At 73.6% G+C, this 20961-nt stretch carries 21 protein-coding genes; 12 read left to right on the top strand and 9 right to left on the bottom strand.

Features of this window, described 5'->3' with window-relative positions; all coding sequences use genetic code 11:
- Positions 1-10: 10 nt before the first annotated feature.
- Together AC3IYI_RS36080 and AC3IYI_RS36085 are read right to left on the bottom strand one after the other, a co-directional pair.
- Positions 11-685 carry a LysM peptidoglycan-binding domain-containing protein gene (locus AC3IYI_RS36080; RefSeq protein ID WP_489407641.1) on the bottom strand — a complete coding sequence of 225 codons (675 nt, stop codon included), beginning with the start codon at positions 683-685 and terminating at the stop codon, positions 11-13.
- Positions 686-1326: 641 nt separating this feature from the next.
- Complete coding sequence (locus AC3IYI_RS36085) at positions 1327-2280, bottom strand: dihydrodipicolinate synthase family protein (protein WP_489407642.1); 954 nt, start codon at positions 2278-2280, stop codon at positions 1327-1329.
- Positions 2281-2350: 70 nt separating this feature from the next.
- Between AC3IYI_RS36085 and AC3IYI_RS36090 the strand changes: the two genes are divergently transcribed.
- The 4 genes from AC3IYI_RS36090 to AC3IYI_RS36105 all read left to right on the top strand — a co-directional run bounded on the left by AC3IYI_RS36090 (position 2351) and on the right by AC3IYI_RS36105 (position 7267).
- Positions 2351-3436, top strand: coding sequence for a LysR family transcriptional regulator (locus AC3IYI_RS36090; protein WP_489407643.1), 1086 nt, complete (start codon positions 2351-2353; stop codon positions 3434-3436).
- A 309-nt stretch (positions 3437-3745) separates the two neighbouring features.
- Positions 3746-4831: an S-(hydroxymethyl)mycothiol dehydrogenase gene (locus AC3IYI_RS36095; protein WP_489411797.1), complete on the top strand. Its 1086-nt coding sequence runs from the start codon at positions 3746-3748 to the stop codon at positions 4829-4831.
- A gap of 20 nt (positions 4832-4851) precedes the next feature.
- Positions 4852-5778: a phosphotransferase gene (locus AC3IYI_RS36100; RefSeq protein ID WP_489407644.1), complete on the top strand. Its 927-nt coding sequence runs from the start codon at positions 4852-4854 to the stop codon at positions 5776-5778.
- 139 nt (positions 5779-5917) lie between these two features.
- Entirely contained in the window at positions 5918-7267 is a 1350-nt protein-coding gene (locus tag AC3IYI_RS36105) for an alpha/beta fold hydrolase (protein WP_489411798.1), read from the top strand.
- Positions 7268-7287: 20 nt separating this feature from the next.
- Here the strand turns inward: AC3IYI_RS36105 and AC3IYI_RS36110 are convergent, their stop codons facing one another.
- Together AC3IYI_RS36110 and AC3IYI_RS36115 are read right to left on the bottom strand one after the other, a co-directional pair.
- A complete protein-coding gene (locus AC3IYI_RS36110; RefSeq protein WP_489407645.1) occupies positions 7288-7791 on the bottom strand; it encodes a DUF3887 domain-containing protein in 504 nt (167 codons plus the stop codon).
- A gap of 85 nt (positions 7792-7876) precedes the next feature.
- On the bottom strand, positions 7877-8698 hold the full coding sequence (locus AC3IYI_RS36115) for an MBL fold metallo-hydrolase (RefSeq protein WP_489407646.1): 822 nt from the start codon (positions 8696-8698) through the stop codon (positions 7877-7879).
- An 18-nt stretch (positions 8699-8716) separates the two neighbouring features.
- On the opposite strand from AC3IYI_RS36115, the gene AC3IYI_RS36120 reads away from it, so the two are divergent.
- A complete protein-coding gene (locus AC3IYI_RS36120) occupies positions 8717-9481 on the top strand; it encodes a PIG-L deacetylase family protein (RefSeq protein WP_489407647.1) in 765 nt (254 codons plus the stop codon).
- Between the two features lie 23 nt (positions 9482-9504).
- Positions 9505-10338, top strand: a complete 834-nt coding sequence (locus AC3IYI_RS36125) for an enoyl-CoA hydratase/isomerase family protein (RefSeq protein WP_489407648.1) — start codon at positions 9505-9507, stop codon at positions 10336-10338.
- Here AC3IYI_RS36125 and AC3IYI_RS36130 read toward each other — a convergent pair.
- From AC3IYI_RS36130 to AC3IYI_RS36145, 4 genes are all read right to left on the bottom strand, one after another.
- Positions 10325-11128 carry a hypothetical protein gene (locus AC3IYI_RS36130; protein WP_489407649.1) on the bottom strand — a complete coding sequence of 268 codons (804 nt, stop codon included), beginning with the start codon at positions 11126-11128 and terminating at the stop codon, positions 10325-10327. The genes AC3IYI_RS36125 and AC3IYI_RS36130 overlap by 14 nt on opposite strands.
- 87 nt (positions 11129-11215) lie before the next feature.
- On the bottom strand, positions 11216-11818 hold the full coding sequence (locus tag AC3IYI_RS36135; RefSeq protein WP_489407650.1) for a TetR family transcriptional regulator: 603 nt from the start codon (positions 11816-11818) through the stop codon (positions 11216-11218).
- A gap of 175 nt (positions 11819-11993) precedes the next feature.
- A complete protein-coding gene (locus AC3IYI_RS36140) occupies positions 11994-12893 on the bottom strand; it encodes an SDR family oxidoreductase (RefSeq protein WP_489407651.1) in 900 nt (299 codons plus the stop codon).
- Between the two features lie 133 nt (positions 12894-13026).
- Positions 13027-14133, bottom strand: coding sequence for a hypothetical protein (locus tag AC3IYI_RS36145; protein WP_489407652.1), 1107 nt, complete (start codon positions 14131-14133; stop codon positions 13027-13029).
- A 324-nt stretch (positions 14134-14457) separates the two neighbouring features.
- Between AC3IYI_RS36145 and AC3IYI_RS36150 the strand changes: the two genes are divergently transcribed.
- From AC3IYI_RS36150 to AC3IYI_RS36160, 3 genes are read left to right on the top strand one after another with little or no spacing between them, the layout of a single operon-like run.
- Positions 14458-15456, top strand: coding sequence for an NADPH:quinone oxidoreductase family protein (locus tag AC3IYI_RS36150; protein WP_489407653.1), 999 nt, complete (start codon positions 14458-14460; stop codon positions 15454-15456).
- Complete coding sequence (locus tag AC3IYI_RS36155) at positions 15453-16661, top strand: acyl-CoA dehydrogenase family protein (protein WP_489407654.1); 1209 nt, start codon at positions 15453-15455, stop codon at positions 16659-16661. The genes AC3IYI_RS36150 and AC3IYI_RS36155 overlap by 4 nt, the downstream gene beginning before the upstream one ends.
- Entirely contained in the window at positions 16658-17782 is a 1125-nt protein-coding gene (locus AC3IYI_RS36160; protein ID WP_489407655.1) for an acyl-CoA dehydrogenase family protein, read from the top strand. The genes AC3IYI_RS36155 and AC3IYI_RS36160 overlap by 4 nt, the downstream gene beginning before the upstream one ends.
- Positions 17783-17796: 14 nt before the next feature.
- Here the strand turns inward: AC3IYI_RS36160 and AC3IYI_RS36165 are convergent, their stop codons facing one another.
- Entirely contained in the window at positions 17797-18624 is an 828-nt protein-coding gene (locus AC3IYI_RS36165) for an alpha/beta fold hydrolase (protein ID WP_489407656.1), read from the bottom strand.
- 99 nt (positions 18625-18723) lie between these two features.
- On the opposite strand from AC3IYI_RS36165, the gene AC3IYI_RS36170 reads away from it, so the two are divergent.
- From AC3IYI_RS36170 to AC3IYI_RS36180, 3 genes are all read left to right on the top strand, one after another.
- Positions 18724-19326: a sigma-70 family RNA polymerase sigma factor gene (locus AC3IYI_RS36170; protein ID WP_489407657.1), complete on the top strand. Its 603-nt coding sequence runs from the start codon at positions 18724-18726 to the stop codon at positions 19324-19326.
- A 183-nt stretch (positions 19327-19509) separates the two neighbouring features.
- Positions 19510-20121, top strand: a complete 612-nt coding sequence (locus tag AC3IYI_RS36175) for a trimeric intracellular cation channel family protein (RefSeq protein WP_489407658.1) — start codon at positions 19510-19512, stop codon at positions 20119-20121.
- Between the two features lie 92 nt (positions 20122-20213).
- Positions 20214-20786, top strand: coding sequence for a hypothetical protein (locus tag AC3IYI_RS36180; protein ID WP_489407659.1), 573 nt, complete (start codon positions 20214-20216; stop codon positions 20784-20786).
- Positions 20787-20961: the final 175 nt, after the last annotated feature.

Here is a 20961-nt window from a genome sequence, read left to right on the forward strand (position 1 = left end):
CAGCACTAGCTCAGTAGGGGCCGTTGACGTTGTCGATCGAGCCGTAGCGGGCCGCCGCGTAATTGCAGGCCGCCGTGATGTTGGCGACCGGGTCGTAGGAGTCCAGCGGGGTGCCGGCTACGTGATAGGCCCTGAAGGTCGGGTCGATGACCTGGAGGAGACCCTTGGAGGGTATCCCGGCCGCCGCGTTGGAGTCCCAGTTGTTGATGGCCAGCGGGTTCCCCGAGGATTCGCGCATCACATTGCGGTGAATTCCTTCGTAGCTTCCGGGAATTCCGTGCTGCGCCATGACGTCGAGCGACTCCCGGATCCAGCCGTCGAGGTTGTTGGCGTAGCCGGTGGCGGCCTTGGCCGCGGCCGGCGCGGCGGCGGCGGACTTGGTGAGGTTCAGGTTCAGCTTCAGGCCCGGGCGGATGGCCGAGGGGTTGGCGCCGACGATGCTCTTGTTGGCCTCGTAGAGCTTCTGCCAGCCGCCGCCGATGGAGTGCTCGGCCGCGATCTTGCTCAGGGTGTCGCCGCTGACCACGGAGTACGTCGTAGGGGCGATGGTCGTCTCGGCCGCCCCGGCCGTGGTCGCGCTGATCAGCGGGAGGGCCAGCGCCGCGCTGCCCGTGCCGGCGAGGGCCAGCTTGCGGGTGAGTGCGTGGTGCTGCTTCGGCCGGCGGTGCTTTCCCTGTGCGGGCATGGCGGAATTCCTCACGTGGGGGGACGGAAGAGCCCTGGCGGCGACCGGATTCGGCTGCTTACCACCGGGAATGAGGTGAACGTAGGCGGTTCCGGCGGGCCGGAACAAGACATGAATTCGCCCGGGAGATCAACTTCCCGCATTCGCCCCGGCGGATGACCTTGAAAAGAGGTCCGGGAATTCCCGAATATCCAACCGGGAAAAGGGAATCACCTCTCGCGGGGAAATGATGTTGGCGCCTCCGGCGTGACTCACATCACGGGCCGGCGGGCGACGGCCCAATCCGGGCAAGTCGCCCCTCGGTGGGGCCGATTCGGGCGAACCGCCCGTTGGGTGGCGAATCGCCCATCCCGGGTCAATCAGCCCTCGTGTGTGATCGTCCTGCCGTCCTCTTCCGTCGCGGGGTGGATCCTGGCCGGTCCCTCCCCGTCCTGCTCCACGTTCTCCTCGTCGGACGGCCGGGCCGCGGGCCCTGGGGCCGGTCCGGCCCGATCCGCACCAGCCGGGTGCAGCCGGACGGGCCGCAGCTCCCGGCCGTCGCCGAGGCGACCGCTTCCGTCTCCAGCCGGGCGACGGCGGTCAGCGGCTCCCGGCGGACCGCCCGGTCGTCCGTCAGGGGTGCTCGCGCCCGGGGGAGGGGGTCAGGGCAGCTGCGCCAGTTCCCGCAGTGCCGCCGCGACCGTTTCCGTGCGCGCGGGCAGCAGGGGGAGGCGTACGTCCGGGGTCGGGATGCGGCCCTGCGCGTACAACACACCCTTGATCACCGCTGGGTTGGGCTCGGCGAACAGGGTCGCGGACAGCCGGGCCAGCGCGTGGCCCAGAGTGCGCGCCCGGTCCGTTTCGCCCGCCTTCCAGGCGGCCGCGAGTTCGGCGAACCGGGCCGTCGCGAGATGGGCCGAGGCGAGCACCCCGCCCGCCGCACCGAGCGCGAGGAGGGGCGACAGGAAAGCGTCGTCGCCCGCCAACACCGCGAAACCGTCCGGCAGATCACCGAGCAGTGCCACCGCTTCCCCGTCGAGCGAGCCGACCGCGTACTTCACCGCGGCCACCCCGGGCAGCGCCCCGACCTCCCGCAGCAGGGCCGCGTCCAGCGGCTGCCCGGTCCGGTACGGGACGTGATAGACGACCAGCGGTACGGGGCTCACCCGCGCCAGCCGCTCGAAGTGCGCCAGCACCCCGGCGGCCGAGGGCCGTACGAACGCGGGCACGGTCACCAGCGCGGCCCGCGCCTCGGGCCACCGCTTCAGCCGGCCGAGCGACTCCTCGGCGGCCCGGGTCCCGCTCGCCCCCGCACCCACGGTCAGCGCCGCCCCGCGCTCCTGGCAGACCCGCGCGCAGACGTCGGTGACGAGGTCGCGCTCGGCCTCGTCGAGGGCGGCCGGCTCGCCGGTGGTGCCCAGCGCCACGATCCCGGTGGCTCCCGCGTCGAGCACCCCGTGCGCGAGCGCCTCCAGGGCCTCGGCGGCGACCTCGCCGTCGGCGCTGAAGGGGGTGATCAGCGGTACGTGGATCCCGTGCGGGGCGTACGGGCGCTGTGCGGCGGGTGACGGTGTGGATGTGGCTGTGGCTGTGGCGGTGCTCGGCGTCTGGATCATGGGTCGAGCCTCGCGCGCTCCGAGCGTCGAATCCAGTTCGCATTTCTTACCTGAACCGTAAGCTGATCCGATGCTTGATGTACGACGCCTGCGCCTCCTGCGCGAACTCGCCCGCCGGGGGACCATCGCCGCCGTGGCCGAGGCGCTCTCCTTCAGCCCATCGGCGGTGTCCCAGCAGCTCTCGGTCCTCGAACGCGAGGCCGGTCTGCCCCTGCTGGAGCGCACCGGGCGCCGGGTCCGGCTCACGCCGGCCGGCCAGAACCTGGTCCGGCACGCCGACGCGGTGCTGGAGCTGCTGGAGCGGGCCGACGCCGAGCTCGCGGAGGCGCGCGGAGGACTGGCCGGCGCGCTGCGGATCGGCTCCTTCCCCACCGCGACCCGGGCCATCGTCCCCGCGGCCCTGTCCGAGCTGGCCCGCCGGCACCCGGGACTGGAGCCGATGGTGTCCGAGACCGACCCGGCGGCGGTCGCGCACGCGCTCCGGGCCGGGGACCTGGACGTGGCCCTGATCCACGCGTACGACTTCGTCCCCGCGCCGCAGGAGCCGGGGCTCGCCACGGAGCCGCTCTACCGCGAGGCGATGTACCTGGCGACGCCGTCGCAGTGGGCGCCGACACCGGGGGCACCGAAGCCGGGGGCACCGACGCCGGGGGCACCGAAGCCGGGGGCACCGACGCCGGGGGCACCGAAGCCGGGGGCACCGAAGCCGGGGGCACCGACGCCGTGGGCGCCCGGGAGCGTGGGGGAGGAGGGCCCCGTGGGCCCCGGTGCCGCCGGGGTGGGCGGAGCCGGGCAGCGCGCGTTGCTCCGTACGCATGCCGACGCACCCTGGATCACCGCCACGCCCGGTACGCTCTGCCACGCGATGACCGTACGGGCCTGCGAGGACGCCGGGTTCATGCCGAGGATCCGCCACCAGCTGGACGAGTTCGCCACCGTGCTCGCCCTGGTCGCGGCCGGTCAGGGGGTGGCGGTGGTGCCGCAACTCGGGATCACCGGGCACGCGGAGCCCGCCGTCGTGCTCACCCGCCTCGTCATGGAGCGCCGCACGAACGTGGCCTTCCGCAGCGGCGCCGCCGCCCACCCCGCCGTCGCCGCCTTCAGCACGGCCCTGCGCGCGGCGCTGCCGCCCGAACTGTCCGGCCGGCCCGTCTGAATCATCGGCCCGGCCGTCGGGATGTGCCCGTCAGGCCTTTGACCGGGCGCCGCTTCGGCGAAGGATGGGGGACGAAAGCGGGTCTGCGTGGTGAAGTGTGGTGCTGTGGTCGGCGCTCACAGGCCTGTCTGCGCACCACCGGAACGTACCGCGCCCCGGCCGCACCCCGCGATCCGGCGGCAGCCCACCGCACCGGGGCGCGGGGCAACTCCCGCACACGGGACTGCGCGTGTACGTTGGCCGGACCGGCGGAGCCCTGACGGGACCTCCGGTGCAGTCGACGAGACCGTGAACGAGATCGGGGTAGCAGTGACGCATCGCGTACGAGGGGTCATCGCCCGGAGCAAGGGCGCACCGGTGGAGACCACGACGATCCTCGTGCCCGACCCGGGCCCCGGCGAGGCGCTCGTACGGGTTCAGGCCTGCGGGGTCTGCCACACCGACCTGCACTACCGGCAGGGCGGGATCAACGACGAGTTCCCCTTCCTGCTCGGCCACGAGGCGGCCGGGGTCGTCGAATCGGTCGGCCCGGACGTCACCTCCGTCGCGCCCGGCGACTTCGTCGTCCTCAACTGGCGTGCGGTGTGCGGGAGCTGCCGGGCCTGCAAGCGCGGCCGCCCCTGGTACTGCTTCGCCACGCACAACGCGACCCAGCCCATGACCCTGGAGGACGGCACCCCGCTCTCCCCGGCCCTCGGCATCGGTGCCTTCGCCGAGAAGACGCTGGTCGCCGCCGGCCAGTGCACCAAGGTGGACCCGGCCGCCTCGCCGGCCGCCGCCGGGCTGCTCGGCTGCGGGGTGATGGCCGGCCTGGGCGCCGCCCTGAACACCGGCAACGTCGGGCGCGGCGACTCCGTGGCCGTCATCGGCTGCGGGGGAGTGGGCAACGCCGCCGTCGCCGGGGCCAGGCTGGCCGGAGCCTCCCGCATCATCGCCGTGGACCTGGACGACCGGAAGCTGGAGTGGGCGCGGGGACTCGGCGCCACGCACACCGTGAACGGCGGTACGCAGGACGTGGTCAAGGCCATCCAGGAGCTGACCGGCGGCAACGGGGCGGACGTGGTCATCGAGGCCGTCGGCCGTCCCGAGACGTACAAGCAGGCGTTCTACGCACGCGACCTGGCCGGCACGGTGGTGCTGGTCGGCGTCCCGACGCCGGACATGACGCTCGAACTCCCGCTGCTGGACGTCTTCGGACGCGGCGGCGCCCTGAAGTCCTCCTGGTACGGGGACTGCCTGCCCGAGCGGGACTTCCCGCTGCTCATCGACCTCTACCTGCAGGGCCGGCTCGACCTCGACGCGTTCGTCTCCGAGCGCATCGCCCTGGACGGTGTCGAGGCGGCCTTCGAACGGATGGAACGGGGCGAGGTCCTCCGCTCGGTGGTCGAGTTCTGAGCTCCGCCCAGGGACCGCTGATGACCGACCTGGGGCGAGCCCACGACGTCGCTCGCGCGATCGCGGCCGCGGCTCTGGGGCGCGACCCCGGCCCCATGGCCACGGCCGAGAGCAGCTCCCATCACGTGTACGTCGGCTCGGACGTGGTCGTGAAGATCATCGATGGGGCTGCCCACGCGCGGCTGAACAGGGAGATCGCGCTCGCACCCCACCTGCCCGCCGGCCTGACGGCCCCGCTGCTCGACAGCGGGGTCCACCGGCTGGAGACGCGCGAGGTCCGCTATGCCTGCTACGCCCGCGTGCCCGGGGAGGCCCCCGGCATGGGCATGGCCGGTGTGGACGGCGCGACCGCGCGGGCGTTGGCGCAGGAGGCGGTCGAGCGGCTCGGCCGACTGCACGGCTGGGCGCCCTCGGGCCGGGCCGAGCAGACGTTGAGGCAGACCCCCGATCACGGGGGGTTCACCGGCCGGGCCGCACTCTTCGCCGAGATCGAGGGCCTCGCCGGTCTCGACGGGCACGCAGCCGTGCCTCCCCGGCTGCTCGACGGCCTGAGGGCGATCGCCGAGCGCGCGCCACTGCACGCAGGCACGGCCGTCCCCGTTCACGCGGACTGTCACTGGGGTAACTGGCTCGCGCACGGCCGAAGCGTGAGCGCCCTGCTGGATTTCGAATGGGCGCGCTACGGAGAACCGGCCGACGACTGGTTCTTCCTGGCCCGGTTCAGCGGCCCGCACGTGGAGACCGTCCTCGACGTCATCGCCCGCGCGACGGCGACTCCCGCGGAAGCCCTCCGCGCGGCCTGCGAGGTGCGCGAAGCGACTCACCTCGCAGGCGACCTCCGTGTCGCACGGGAAAACCCCGACGGCCACGCACGCATGGCCGCGGACAGGCTCCGCTCGCTCGAGGAACTCATCGTCGGGCGCTACTGGTGGCGCCACAGCCCGTGACGCCGGTTGCGGCGAGCGGCGAAGCCTCTCGTAAGCTCGGGCGGGCCCGCCGCCCCGGTCGTCCTCACCCACCGGCCCCGGGACGGCTGCCGCGTACACCACCGCACCGAGCCGACCCCTGGGACCTCCCGTGACCCTCGTGACCTCCGTGACCTCCGTGACCTCCGTGAACCCCGAGATCGCAGCCGCCGGCAGCTACCGCCAGCCCGGTGTCGTCCTCACCGACCACCACTTCAGCGTCCCGCTCGACCACGCCCGCCCCGACGGTGAGCGGATCGACCTGTACGCGCGCGAGCTGGTCGCCACCGGCAAGGACCCGGAGTCGCTGCCCTGGCTGCTCTACCTGGAGGGCGGACCCGGCTTCGGCGCCCGCCGGTTCGTCGGCCGGCAGGCCTGGCTGGAGCGGGCCCTCGCCGAGTTCCGGGTGCTGCTGCTCGACCAGCGCGGGACCGGCCGCTCCACCCCGGTCAACCGGCAGACCCTGCCGCTGCGCGGCGGGCCCGCGCAGCAGGCCGAGTACCTCGCCCACTTCCGCGCCGACTCCATCGTGCGCGACGCCGAGACCGTCCGCCCGCTCCTCACCGGCGGCGCGCCCTGGACGGTCCTCGGCCAGAGCTTCGGCGGCTTCTGCGTCACCCACTACCTGGGCGCCGCCCCCGAGGGGCTGGCCGCCGCCCTCATCACCGGCGGGCTGCCCTCCCTCGACGCCACCGCCGCCGAGGTGTACGAAGCCGCGTACCCCCGCGTCGAGCGCAAGAACCGGGCGCACTACGCCCGCTACCCCATGGACGTGGAGCGGGCCCGCCGCATCGCCGCCCACCTCGTCGAGCGCCCGGCCGAACTCCCCGGCGGGTACCTGCTGACGGCCGAGGCCTTCCAGTCCCTGGGCCTGCTCCTCGGCGTGTCCGACGGCAGCCACCAGCTGCACTACCTGCTGGAAGACGCCTTCGTCCCCACCCCGGACGGGCCCGCCCTCTCCGACGCCTTCCTGGAGGCCGTGCACACCCAGCTCTCCTTCGCCGGGCATCCCCTCTACGCCCTGATCCACGAGGCGATCTACGCCCAGGACCCGGGCGCGCCCATCGGCTGGGCCGCCGAGCGGGTCCGCTCCGGGCACCCGCGGTTCGACGCCGCGAAGACCCTCGCGGGCGCGGAGCCGCTGTATTTCACCGGCGAGACCATCCACCCCTGGCACTTCGACTGCGACCCGGCGCTCGCCCCGCTGCGCGAGACCGCCGAACTGCTGCTGGCCCGCACCGGCTGGACCCCGCTCTACGACCCGGCGCGGCTCGCGGTCAACGAGGTTCCGGTGGCCGCGGCCGTCTACCACGACGACATGTACGTGGACACCGCGCACTCCCTGGCCACCGCCCGGGCGATCCGCGGCCTGAAGACCTGGGTGACGGACGAGTTCGAGCACGACGGGGTACGCGCCTCAGGCCCGCGCGTCCTGGACCGGCTGCTGGCGCTCGTACGCGACGAGGCCTGAGCTCCCCGAACCCGGGGGAGTTACGGGACCGGGATGCCCGTGCGGAGGAAGTACAAACCGATGAGGTGTCCGCCTTCGTTGAAGGTGACGCGGAAATCTCCGGCCCCGTTCTCCATCCGGAGGGGCACGTTCACCACGGACCCGTGGACGGACGTGACCTGCTGGGGGTCACCGTGCGACCGGTAGGGCCCGAACTGCTCCTGGTAGTCCTTCCAGGACTGCGCGAGCGCCTCGGGAGTCGCTTGGTGCCGCAGCGTCTCGTCGAAGCGGGCCGATACGGCGGCGAAGTCGCCCCGCACCACCTCGTCGAGGGTGTCGAGTGCGAGCCGCTCGTCATCGGTCTGTCCCGGAAGCGCCGTCACAGCAGGGGCCGTGACCTCCGCGGGGAGGCGGACCTGGGCCGCCGCGGGCGGGGATCCGTTCGTCAGCAGCACGGCGCCGGAGGTCAGTAGGACTGCGGGTACGAGCCGAACGAGCCGCCGCTTCGCGCCGCGCGTGATGTGCTTGTCCGACCGCGGGACCATGGCTTCCTCCCTCGGAACGCCACCCTTCATGCTAGGGCGCCTCCCCAGCGGTCGCACGTCGGCTGCGGGCAGACGCCCCGGGTGCTCAGTCACCCGGTTCCGGCGGCTCCACGAAGGGCCGGGTCAGGTGGGCGGTGGCCAGCAGGGCGCGGTGGCGGACGGCCAGGGACAGGAGCTCCTCCCGCGAGGCACGGGCGGCGGCCCGGTCGCGTTCGTGGGAGTACGGGACCGCCGGATCGGCCAGCTGCACGGCGTGGACCAGCACGTCACCGGTGACCACCACGTCCCGGCCCCGGCCCCCGCCGCCGGGCCCGGCCGTCCCCTCCACCAGCACCGACTGGTGGCCGGGCGTGTGCCCGGGGGTCGGCAGCAGGGTGATGCCGGGAGCGAGCCGGTGCTTCCCGGTCACCTCGTGGAGCTGTCCGGTGGCCCGCAGCGGGGCGACCGTCCAGTCCCACACGGGGTCCGCCCGGTCCAGGGCCGCGACTTCCGCGCTCTGTACGAGGTACCGCGCGTCGGGGAAGAACGGCCGGCCGGACTCGTCCTGAGTCCAGCCGGTGTGGTCCTCGTGCAGGTGGGTCAGGACCACCGACTCCACGTCGGCCGGGGCGATCCCGGCCTCCGCGAGCGCGGCGGGCAGCCGGCCCGGGACCGGGGCCCATCCTGCCGCCGGGCCCTGTGCCGGGCCGACCCCCGCGTCGATCAGCACCCAGCGGCCGCCCGGCCGCGACACGGCGAAGCACCGGAAGTCCAGCCGCCAGGAGCCCTCGGGCCCGGCCGCGCCCGGATCCAGCAGCGCGGCCCCTTCCCAGGCGGCGGCGCCGGCCCCCGGGAACGCCGTGGCCGCGGGCTCGAAGAACGACCCGGTGGCGTCGAGCAGGGCCACCACCTGCCCCTGAGTGTCCATTCGCCTATTGTGCGACGTATGAACCAACGACTGGACGGGCCTCCGCCCTTGGAGCCCATGCCCACCGACTGGCAGCGTGCGCTGGCCGTCGTGGCGCACCCGGATGACCTGGAGTACGGCTGCGCCGCGGCCATCGCGGACTGGACGGACGGCGGCCGCGAGGTCGTCTATCTGCTCGCCACCCGCGGCGAGGCCGGCATCGACACCATCGACCCCGCCACGTGCGCACCGCTGCGCGAGGCGGAGCAGCGCGCGAGCGCGGCCGTCGTCGGGGTCCCCACGGTGGAGTTCCTCGACCACCGCGACGGGGTCCTCGAGTACGGCCTGGACCTGCGCCGGGACATCGCGGCCGCCATCCGGCGCCACCGCCCCGAGCTGGTGATCACGATGAACCACCGCGACACGTGGGGCGGGGCCGAGGGCGGCGGCTACTGGAACACGCCGGACCACAAGGCGGTCGGCCGGGCCACACTGGACGCGGCCGGCGACGCGGGCAACCGCTGGATCTTCCCCGAACTCCTCACGGAGCAGGGCCTGGAGCCGTGGAACGGGGTGCGCTGGGTGGCGGTGTCCGGCACCACGACGCCCACGCACGCGGCCGATGCCGGTCCCGGGATGGAGCGGTCGGTGCAGTCCCTGATGGAACACAAGGCGTACATCGCGGCGCTGACGGACGAGGATCCGCAGACGTACGTACGCTCCTTCCTGACGGGCTACGCCCAGCAGGCGGCGGCCCGGTTCGCAGGCCGTCCGGCGGTGCCGTTCGAGGTCTTCCCGCGCTGAGCGGGGCGCCCTAGGGTGTCCGCGTGATCGACACCCTGAGCACGGAAATCGCGGAGGGTGAGGAACGGATCCGTCTGCACGTCGCGGACGGGATCGCCGAACTCACCCTCTGCCGGCCGGAGAAGCTCAACGGCTGGAGCTGGGAGTCCACGCGCCAGCTCGGCCTGCTGGCGGACCGGATCCGCTTCGACCCCGCCGTACGGGTGGTTCTGCTGCGGGCCGAGGGGCGGGCGTTCTGCGCGGGCATCGACGTGACGGCCCCGGGCGGTGCGATCACCGGGGCCTCGGCGGCCGCACGCAACCGCAACTACTACGAGGGCATCCGCTGGGTGCACGAACGCTTCGCGGTCCTGGCCCGGTTGCCGCAGCCCGTCGTGGCCGCGGTGCAGGGCTACTGCCTCGGCTTCGGCTTCGAGCTGGCCCTGATGGCCGACATCCGGGTGGCGGCCGAGGACGCCCTCTTCGCCCTGCCCGAAGCCCAGTTGGGCGTCGCGGTGGACGCGGGCGGCGACCTGCGCATCGCCCGCGAGGCGGGCGCCGGCTGGGCCAAACTCCTGTCCCTGACCGGCCGCCGCATCGACGCCCGGACGGCGGAGCGGCTGAACCTCGTCCAACAGGTCGTGCCGCCCGAGGAATTGGAGCCGGTCGCCCGCGCACTCGCGGCGGAGATCGCGGCCAACGCCCCGCTCGCCGTCCAGGGCATCAAGCGTGCGATCGACTCCTACGCGGACGCCGCCCTGCCCGCGGCCCTCGACCGCGTGGCGATGACGGCGGCCCTCACCCTCACCTCGGAGGACTCCCGCGAGGGCTACACCGCCAAGGCGCAGCGCCGGCCCCCGCACTTCACCGGAGGCTGAGAACGGGCCGAACGGAGAACGCCTCCCACGCGGACTCGCCCTCCGGGCCGTACACGAACTCGGCCATCGCGGGGTTGCGGTTCGCCGTGGCCAGCGTCAGCCAGGCCCACAGGTCCCCGTACCCGCCGCACACGGACTCGCCGCCGTCCCCGCCGTGCACGGCGCCCGGGTCGCCGCTGATCTCGGCGGCGTAGGAGTCGTAGGCGATGCGCAGCCCGAAGGCGTTCGGCTCGCAGCGCGGCCCGCCCGCGCCGCTGCCGTAGGACGGCTCGCCGATCGGGCAGGTGTCGCCCCACCGGAAGAGGGTGCGCGCCCCGGCCCCGCAGGCGTGCTCCCACTCGTCGGCGCCGGGCATCCGCAGCCCGAGCCCCGCGAGCACGGCGGGCGTGTCGGCGGGGGGTTCGCTCAGCGGCTCGTTCCGCACGGCCATCAGCACCGTCGCCAGGGTGACCGTCCGGGGCGGGCTCAGCAACTCGGCGAGGTGCGCCTTGAGATCGGGACCGTACCCGAACTCCTCGGTCAGGCTCTGCTCGAAGTCGGCGGTCTGCTCCGGGGTCGGCTCCCAGACGTCCAGGTCGAAGCCGAGGCGGACCGTTCCCCCGGGTATCAGGGCGAACTCCCGCCCGTCCCGCTCGACGAGCACCCGGTGCAGCGGGCCGCCGAGGTGCGGGGCGGCATCGACACGGCTCACCCGGCCGCCCACCAGGTCGGCGGCTTCCCGGGCGAACCGGTGGACGTCCGGCAGGTCGAACGAGCGCCACCGGTCAAGGGTCAGATCAGCGAGGGACATGAGGTCCATGGTGCCCCGGACCACTGACAACCGGGGCCGCGCCGCCCTCGCTCCGCCGGCCACACCGGCCCGGCCACACCGGCCCCGCTACTCCTCCAGGCGCAGGAGGGCCAGAGCGCGCGCCGAGACCGCCGGGAGGGGTTCGCGGCCGCCCTCGGCGGCCCAGTGTTCCAGGGCGACGGTGACCGCATCGATGAGGACGGCCGCCAGGACACGGGTCTCCAGGGCGGATTCCGGGCGCCCCGTGCGGACCGCGAGGACGGGCACCAGGCGGTCCTGCATCGCGCGTGCGGCCGCGAGCCAGCGCATGCGGATCTCCGGGACGCCGCCCATCACCTGGATCAGGCGGGCCGTCTGGCCCGGCCCCTCGTAGCGCGTGCCCGCCGTGGCGGTGGTGAAGGCGGCCTGGACCGCTTCGGTGAGGGGCTCCGACGCGGGGCGCAGGGCGAGTTCCTCGACCAGAGTGGAGACGCCGGCGGTCAGGACGGGGGTCAGCGCGTCCTCCTTCGTCGGGCAGTACCGGTAGAAGGTGCGCAGCGAGATGCCGGCCGCCCGCGCGATGTCGTCGACCGTGGTGGCCTCGAACCCCCGCTCGGAGAACAGGTCGGCAGCCGCCTCCGCGATCTCGTGCCTGGTGGCCTCCCTGCGCCGTGCCGTCAACGACGGGCGGCCCGTGCTCACCGTGCTCACTGCAACACCTCCGGGAGTGGATGGGGCCGGCTGGGGCTGTGGACGGGGCCAATGTGCCACACGATCGCACCATGGCGCATCGTGCCGAAATGACGTAACGGGCCCGACGGCGCGCGTCCCCTTCCGCTCCCTTCCCCTTCTCCTCCCCCTTGCCCTTCCTCGCCACGTCGTCACATCACGGGATGAAAGGTCCCCTCCCCAACTGCTCGCGGATCGGGACCACTTCGGGGTTCACGAGCGAGCGCCGCTGCCAGTTCGCCCCGTCCACCACCAGCGTGTGGCCGGTGATGAAGCGGGCGTAGGGCGAGGCCAGGAAGGTGGCGGCCCAGCCCAGTTCGCGCGGTGCGCCGACCCGCAGGGCGGGCTGTCTGGTGTCCTTGTCGTCCGGAGCGGCCCGCTCCAGGCCGCCCCGGATGTCCTCGGTCATGTCCGCGTGCGGGAACAGTCCGGGGACCAGGCCGTTGATCTGGATGCCGTACGGGCCCCACTCGACGGCGAGGGTCTCGACGAGGTTCTTCACCCCCGCCTTGGCGGCGGCGCTGTGCGCGTAGCCCGGCCCGCCGGTCCAGGCGTAGGAGGCGCCCATGTTCACGATGGACGCGGCGCTGCCCGCGGCGAGGTGGCGGCGGCCGAACTCCCGGGTCACGAACCAGGTGCCGGTCAGGGTGATGTCGACCACCGCCCGCCATGCATTGGGGGACAAGTCCTCGGCCGGGCAGGGGAAGTTGGCGGCCGCGTTGTTGACGAGCACGTCCGGGACCCCGCCGAAGGCCGCCCCGGCCGCGTCGAAGACCTCCGCGACCCGCTCGGGGTCTCGGATGTCGCAGACGGCGGCCGTCACCCGGCCCGCTCCGGGGACGGCCGCCAGTTCCTCCTGGGCCGACTTCAGCTGCTCGATCCGGCGGCCGGCGATCACCAGATCCGCGCCGAGCCGCGCGAACTCGGTGGCGATGGCCTTGCCCAGCCCCGTCCCGCCGCCGGTCACGAGCACCGCCCGGCCGGTGAACGTGCCGGGCGGCAGGGCGGCGGAACCGAGCGGCGGGGGCGCGGGCAGACCGCGCGGAGCGTTCGTCATACCGCCATCGATAGCGTGCGAACGCTCAGATCGCCATGGCCGGGACACCGGCACCCGCCGCGGACCCCACCGGGTCAGCCCCGGGTCAGCCCCGGGCCGACCCCCGGGACCGCCCCGGGCCACGCGCTGGAGCCTACGGCTGCGGCAGGTACGCCTGCTTGCTCGCGCAGGTCCAGATGACCGGCCTGAGCTTGCCGTTCGCGTTCACGGCCGATCCGCCGACCCGGTCGCCGTCGGAGACGGCCTCCGCCGTGCTGGCACCGTTCGCCGACAGCCGGGGGAGCGCGAGGACCGGCCCGGTGCCGGGCCACAGCTGCGCCTGGTCGGGGAGGGTCTGCGATTCCGGGTGGAACTTGGCCGTGCCGACGCTCACGCCGGTCGTCGGGCTGATCGCCTCGAAGGTCCCGTACGGGTGCGTGTTCAGCACCCCGGGGGAGGAGGCGGGGCCGGTGTGCGGCGGGGTCCAGACGAACGGCTTGTACTCGTACCACGGGCCGAGCCAGTTGTAGCCGACGACCCGACCGCCCTCGTCCATGTCCTGGACGTAGCTGTCGTCGAACCCGCCGCCGCCGCTCGGCGCCAGGGCCCGGGCCGGCGAGCCGTCCGCGGGCCAGATCAGCGGATAGTTCCACCACTTGTGATGGCCCGTCTCGGGCACTTCGTAGTCCTGCTCCGCCAGCCCCAGGACGTCCCCCGCGGTGTTGACGGCGGTCACCATCTTGATGCGGGTCCCGGGGCCGCTGTCGGCGGGCAGCGGGAGCTCCCGCACCTTCAGGCCGTCCTTCCAGACGGTGCCGATCCCCTGCGCGGTGGTGGAGACGACGTACCCCGCGTCGTTGACGTCGGCCTCGATGTCCGGCCAGCCGCTCCCCGGCAGCGGGGTGACCGCCGCGTCCCCGGCCCGGTAGGTGAAGAGGTAGCCGCTCTCGCCGGTCACCCGGCCGAGCATCAGGCCGCTCTTGTTGACGGCGATCACCTCGCCCGTGCGGGTGGAGTCGGCCAGCGGGACCCGGTGGAGCCGGGTGCCGGTCCAGTACACCGGCTTGTTGCCGGAGAAGCCGACGGAGAGGTTGCCCGCGCCCAGGTCGAGCACCCCCTGGGACGCGCTCTGCGGGTAGTAGGTGTCGGGCGCCAGATGCCCCAACACCTGTATCTTCGGCGTGCACTTCGCCTCGGCGGCCGCGGCCGGGCCCGCCGCGGTGACCAGACCCGCCAGGACGGCGGCGGCGGTCGCGGACATGCTTCTTCTCATATGGCGGTTCCCCCTGGACATGTGCTGTTCCCCGTTAAGTCATGACACGTGCACGCCACATGCTGCCCGAAGGTGTGCGGGAAGTGGCCGGATTTACGGGAGTGGTTGCGGAGGATCCCGGTCCGCGGGTTCCTCCCGGCGGGTTCCAGGCAGGCTCCCGGCGGGTCGCCACGGGGTCAGGGCCAGGGGCAGCGCCGGGTCACCGCCGGGTCAGCGCCGGGTTTCCACCCCGTCCCACCGGTTCACAGAGCTGCAAGCGACCGCTTAGTATGCCCGCGAGGCGTGGTTCCCGTCGGCGGCTGGAGGCCCCGGATGCAGGCATGGCGAGTACACACCCCCGGCGAGCCCCGCGAGGTCATGCGCCTCGAAGAGGTTCCCGAACCGGTGCCCGGCGAGGGTGAGGTGAGGCTCAAGGTGCTCGCCGCCAACGTCAACTTCCCCGACGCGCTGCTCGTGCGCGGCCAGTACCAGATCCGCCCGCCGCTCCCCTTCACCCCCGGCGTCGAGATCTGCGGCGAGACCGACGACGGCCGCCGCGTCATCGCCAACCCGAGCCTGCCCCACGGCGGGTTCGCCGAGTACGTGACCGCCCCCGCGCGCGCCCTGCTCCCCGCCCCGGACACCCTCGACGACGCCGAGGCGGCCGCCCTGCACATCGGCTACCAGACGGGCTGGTTCGGCCTGCACCGCCGGGCCCGCATCCAGGCCGGCGAGACCCTCCTCGTGCACGCCGCCGCCGGCGGGGTCGGCAGCGCCGCCGTCCAGCTCGGCAAGGCCGCCGGGGCCACCGTCATCGGGGTCGTCGGCGGCAAGGCCAAGGTGCGCGCCGCCGAGGAGCTCGGCTGCGATCTCGTCATCGACCGCACCAGCGAGGAACTGGTGGCCCGGGTCAAGGAGTTCACCGGCGGACGCGGGGCCGACGTCGTCTACGACCCGGTCGGCGGCGAGGCCTACACCGCCTCGGCCAAGTGCGTCGCCTTCGAGGGCCGGATCGTCGTGGTCGGTTTCGCGAGCGGCACCATCCCCACGCCCGCGCTGAACCACGCCCTCGTCAAGAACTACGCCATCCTCGGCCTGCACTGGGGCCTGTACGCGGCCAAGGACCCGGCCGCGATCGCCGCCTGCCACGCCGAGCTGACCCGGCTCGCCGCCGAGGGCTCCATCAGACCGCTGGTCAGCGAGCGGGTACCGCTCGCCGGAGCCGCGGACGCCGTGCAGCGGCTCGCCGACGGGACCACCACCGGCCGGCTGGTCGTCGTACCGTCCCTGGACGCCACGCTGCCCGGCTCGCCCGCGGGGGGCTCGCGATGACGGCCGCCGCGGTCACCGCCGACCACCTGCTCGCCCGCGTACGGGACCTGCTCTGCGCGCACCCGCCCGCCACCACCGAACGCGGAGCGTTCCTGCGGGCCCGCTTCGACGCCGGACTCGCCTGGGTGCACTACCCCGAGGGCCTCGGCGGACTCGGCGCGCCCCGCTCCCTGCAGACCGTCGTGGACGCCGAGCTGGAGGCCGCCGGAGCCCCCGACAACGACCCGCGCCGGATCGGCATCGGCCTCGGCATGGCCGCGCCCACGATCCTCGCCTACGGCACCGAGGAGCAGAAGCGGCGCTTCCTGCGCCCGCTGTGGACCGGCGAAGAAGTGTGGTGCCAGCTCTTCAGCGAGCCCGGCGCCGGCTCCGACCTGGCCGCCCTTGGCACCCGTGCGGTTCGCGCGGCCGATGGCGAGGACGGCGGAGACTGGGTGGTGGACGGCCAGAAGGTGTGGACCTCCAGCGCCCACACCGCCCGCTGGGCCATCCTGATCGCCCGCACCGACCCGGCGCTGCCCAAGCACCAGGGCATCACCTACTTCCTGTGCGACATGACCGCCCCCGGCGTCGAAGTGCGTCCGCTGCGCCAGATCACCGGCGAGGCCGAGTTCAACGAGGTCTTCCTCACCGGCGTCCGGATCCCCGACGCCCACCGCCTCGGCGAGGTGGGCCAGGGCTGGGCGGTGGCCCGCACCACCCTGATGAACGAACGCGTCTCCATCGGCGGCATGCGGATCCCGCGCGAGGGCGGCATGATCGCCCCGGTCGCCGCCGCCTGGCGCGAGCGGCCGGAGCTGCGGACGCACGACCTGCACGGACGGCTGCTGGAGCTGTGGGTCGAGGCCGAGGTGGCCCGGCTGACGGGGGAGCGGCTGCGCCAGCAGCTCGCCCAGGGCCAGCCGGGCCCCGAGGGCTCGGGCATGAAACTGACCTTCGCCCGCCTCAACCAGGAGATCAGCGGGCTGGAGGTGGAACTCCTCGGCGAGGAGGGCCTGCTGTACGAGGACTGGACCCTGCGCCGCCCCGAGATCGTCGATTTCACCGGCCGCGACGCCGGCTACCGCTACCTCCGGGCCAAGGGCAACAGCATCGAGGGCGGCACCAGCGAAATCCTCCTCAACATCGTCGCCGAACGCGTCCTCGGCCTGCCCGCCGAGCCGCGCGACGACAAGGACCTCGCGTGGAAGGACCTGGCCCGATGAGCTCTCCCGCCGCAGCCCCCCTGGACCTGCTGTACTCCGAGACGGAGGAGGAACTCCGTACGGCGGTACGGTCCCTGCTCGCCGCCCGCTGCGACCCCGCGGCCGTCCTCGCCCGGATCGAGGGGGGCCGGCCCCACGACCCCGAACTGTGGCGGGTGCTCGCCGCCGGCATCGGTACGGCGGGGCTCCTCGTACCGGAGAAGCTGGGCGGGCAGGGGGCGGGCCACCGGGAGGCGGCCGTGGTCCTGGAGGAGCTCGGGCGGGCCGCGGCGCCGGTCCCGTACCTCACGAGCGCGGTCCTCTCGACGGAGATCCTGCTCGGCTGCGAGAGCACGGAGTCCGCCGACCTCCTACGGGAGCTCGCGGCGGGCCGGCGCATCTGCGTGCCCGCACTGCCGCTGACCCTGGCCCCCGGCGCACCCCTGCCCGCGCCGGTCCGGGACTCCGGCGCGGGGTCGCTGAGCGGGAGCGTGACATCGGTCGCCGACGCGGTCTGCGCCGACGTGCTGCTGGTCCTCGCCGACACCGGGCTGTACGCCGTCCCGGCCGACGCGGCGGGGGTCTCGCGGACCCCGCTCGTGGCGCTGGACCTGACCCGTCCCCTGGCCGGCGTCACCCTCGACGGAGCCACCGGAACCAGGCTCGCCGACCCGGCCACCGCCCGCGCGGCCATCGCCGGGGCACTGCTCTCGGGGGCCGGGCTGCTCGCCTCGGAACAGCTCGGGACCGCCGAGTGGTGCCTGACGCAGACGGTGGCGTACCTGCGCACCCGCCACCAGTTCAACCGCCCCCTCGGGTCCTTCCAGGCCATCAAGCACCGCCTGGCCCGGCTGTGGCTCGACGTGGCCTCCGCCCGCGCGGCGGCCCGCGCCGCGGCCGACGCCCTCGCGACCGGCGCGGCCGACGCGCCGCTCACGGTGGCGGTGGCCCAGGCCTTCTGCTCGGGCGTGGCGGTCCGGGCGGCCGAGGAGTGCGTGCAGCTCCACGGTGGCATCGGCATGACCTGGGAACACCCCGCGCACCTTTACCTCAAGCGGGCCAAGGCCGACTCCCTGGCCCTGGGTACGGCCGGCCACCACCGGGGCCTGGTCGCGGACTTCGCGGAGCTCCCGGCGCCGTAGGGGGCGGGCGGTCATTACCCCAGGAACGCCGAGACGGCCGCCGCGAACCGTCCGGCATCGTCGACCCAGGGGTAATGGCCCGCTCCGGGCTGCACCGAGAGCGTGGCGTCGGGGAACAGTCCCGCGAGCTCGGCCGTCGACCGAGGGGGGCTGTTCAGGTCGAACTCCCCGGTGAGCAGCAGGACGGGTGCCGCGAAGGCGGCGAGCGTCGCCCGGGTGGTCTGCGGGGTGAAGGCGCCGTCGGCGCCGAAGTGGGCGATGGCATCCCGGTTGACCGGGAGGCCGGCGGCGTGGTGCTCCCGTGCCGCGCTGTCCCACCGCCCGCAGAAGAAGGGAGTGAGGGCGTCCCATTCGCTGCCCGTGCCGGCGGAGACGGCCTCCAGGGCGGCGAACGCGGCCGGGAACCAGGGCTCGTCCTTGCGGAGCCGTGCGAGTTCGAGCCGCATGTCGCCGGTGACCTCGATCCCGACGGCCCGGGTGCTGGGGCCGATCAGGGCGAGCTTGCCGATGTTCTGCGGGTGGCGGGCCGCGTACCCCATCGCGATGTTCGCCCCGGCGGAGTGGCCGAGCACGTCCGTCCGGGCGAGCCCGAGGTGTTCGCGCAGCGCCTCCACGTCCTCGACGAGCCGGTCGCAGCGGTAGGAGGCGGTGTCTTCGGGAACCGCCGACCGGCCGGTGCCGCGCAGGTCGAGGCGGATCAGCCGGCGGTGGCGGGACAGGCCGCCGAGGTCGCCGAGGTACTGGGAGTCCGCGGGGCCTCCGGGGATGCAGAGGAGCGGGTCGCCGTCTCCGGTCGTGTGGTAGGCGAGCCGGGTGCCGTCGGGTGCGCAAAAGGTGGGCATGACTGCAGCCTGCCATCGATAACCCAGTTGTACAACCGGGTTGTACAACCTGGTTATGGAAGATGTCGCCGTGGCGTGGTTCCGGTGTATAACCGAGCTATGACAGGTGAAGAGGGCGTGCGGCGGATCCCGGAGTCGCTGACGGAGGAGCAGGCCGGGCGGATGCTCGCGGAGATGAACGAGGTCATCCGCGCGGGCGAGGAGATGCGCAAGCTGCGCACCGAGATGATCAAGGTGTTCGCGGGCTTCGGTTGGACGCAGGACAAGATCGCCCAGCTCACCGCCATGAGCCAGCCCGCCGTGTCCAAACAGGTGGCGAAGTACAAGGAGGAGGACCCGCTCCCGCCGATCGGACTCTCCCTCGACCAGGGCGACGCACCGTGGCTCGAAGGGCGCCTGTGGGGCCTGGCCGAGGAGATCGCCGAGGCGTACCCGGACACCGCGCGCTGTGCCCGCCACGTCGACGCCGTAGCCCGGGGCAAGAAGCGCTTCACGCCCCGGGACGTGGACGAGCTGCGACGCCTCGTCGAGGAGGACCTGAGGCTGCACCACGAGGAGGTGCCCGCCGCCTACCGCGAGGCGTACGACGCGATCAGCCGAGGCCTCGACGTCCCCTCGGGGGCCACTACGGACACCCCGGCCGCAGTGCGCCGCACCCTCGCGCACCGGATCCAGCGCGACCGGCTCGGCGACGCCGGCTGACGCGCCGCTTCCGGGACGGGGCCCGGGGCCGGATCCGTACCGCCGCCCCGTACCGCCGCCCCGTACCGCCGTCCGTCACGCCGTCCCGTCCCGCCCTGGCCGAACGGCCGATGCGGGCGCCCGGGCGGATCCGGCACCCTCTACGGGTCCCCTCGTACCGCCCCGCCCCTCGAAGGAGGCGCCATGCTGCACGCCCTCTACCTCCTCGGCATCGCCGCCTTCGCCGCATCCGGCGTCCTCGCCGCACACCGCGCCAACATGGACCCCTTCGGCGGGCTCGTCCTCGCCTTCGCGGCCAGCATCTCCGGCGGGACCCTGCGCGACCTCATCCTCGACCGGCACCCGCTCTACTGGACACACGACTGGCTGCTGCTCGTCCTCATCGGATCCGTCGCCGTCGCCACCATGCTCTACCTGCGCCGCCGGGAGCTCCCGCAGCGCGCGCTCATGGTCGTCGACGCCGTCGGCCTCGCCGTCGTCACCGTGATCGGCGCCCGCGCCGCGATCGACGCGCACGTCACCCCCGTCGCTGTGCTCATCCTGGCCGTCCTGACGGGCGTCACCGGCGAGGTCGTCCGCGACGTGCTCTGCGGGGAGTTCCCGCCGCTGCTCCTGCGCGAAGAGGTGTACGCGACGGCCGCGCTCGCCGGGGCGCTCTCCTACCTCGGCCTGCACTGGGCCGGCGTCCCGGACACCGCCGACATCGTGGTGTCCGCCTCCCTGGTCTTCGCCCTGCGCATGACCGCGATCTTCCGCGATCTGCACCTGCCCCGGCTCCAGCGCACCACGGCCTGACGCCCGGCGAAATGCCGGAAACGGGCTCTTCCGCCATGGTTCTGGGAGGGCGGTTCACAGCCGCCGGGAACCTCGCCCCGAGGAGTCTCACCGTGTCTGAACCGGCGACGATCCCTCACATGCGCGTCGTCCCGGGGTGGATGCGCAAGCACACCCCGCTGCTGGGCCGGCTCCTGGAGCAGCTCGGATCGGTCAGGGTGCTGGACTGTGCGACCAGGCTGGCAGCCCAGGCCTTCCTCGGCGCGGTGCCGGCCGTCTTCGTCATCGCGGCACTCGCACCCGACTGGCTCCAGCAACAGCTGGTCACGTCCATCCGTACGACACTGGGGCTCACGGACGCCGCACTGGACCAGGTGCAGTCGGTGTACTCCGCAGTCGACGCCACGGCCGTCGCGAGCACCGGCGGAGTGGGAATTCTGGTGACCCTGCTGTCGGCGACCGCGTGCAGCCGGGCCCTTACCGTGGCGTCGCGGGTCTACATGCCCCATGCCGTGGATCGCAGCCTGCAGGAGTTCGGCAGCCTCGGCTCGGTCTTCGTCCTGCTGTCCTGGCTCATCGCGTTCTTCATGGTGGTCACCCTCGCCATCGCCGTCGGGTACGTGGTGGCCCACGAACCCCTCCCGGCGGCCTGGCTCCGCACGCCCGAGGACCCTGCGACGCCGTGACGTTGCGCGGCTACCGCCGTCCGCGCGGTCGGCGCAGCGGCCACCGGCCGCGAGCAGGGAGAGGACGGTAGGCGGCCGGCACACTCCGGCCGGTTGGCGGTGGTCCACACGGTCTCGAACCGGTCGCTCTCCACGAACCGGGTCGCCACCTCGGAGACGGCCGCGTCCGCGGCCG

The organism is Streptomyces sp. GL_148, assembly GCF_057834205.1.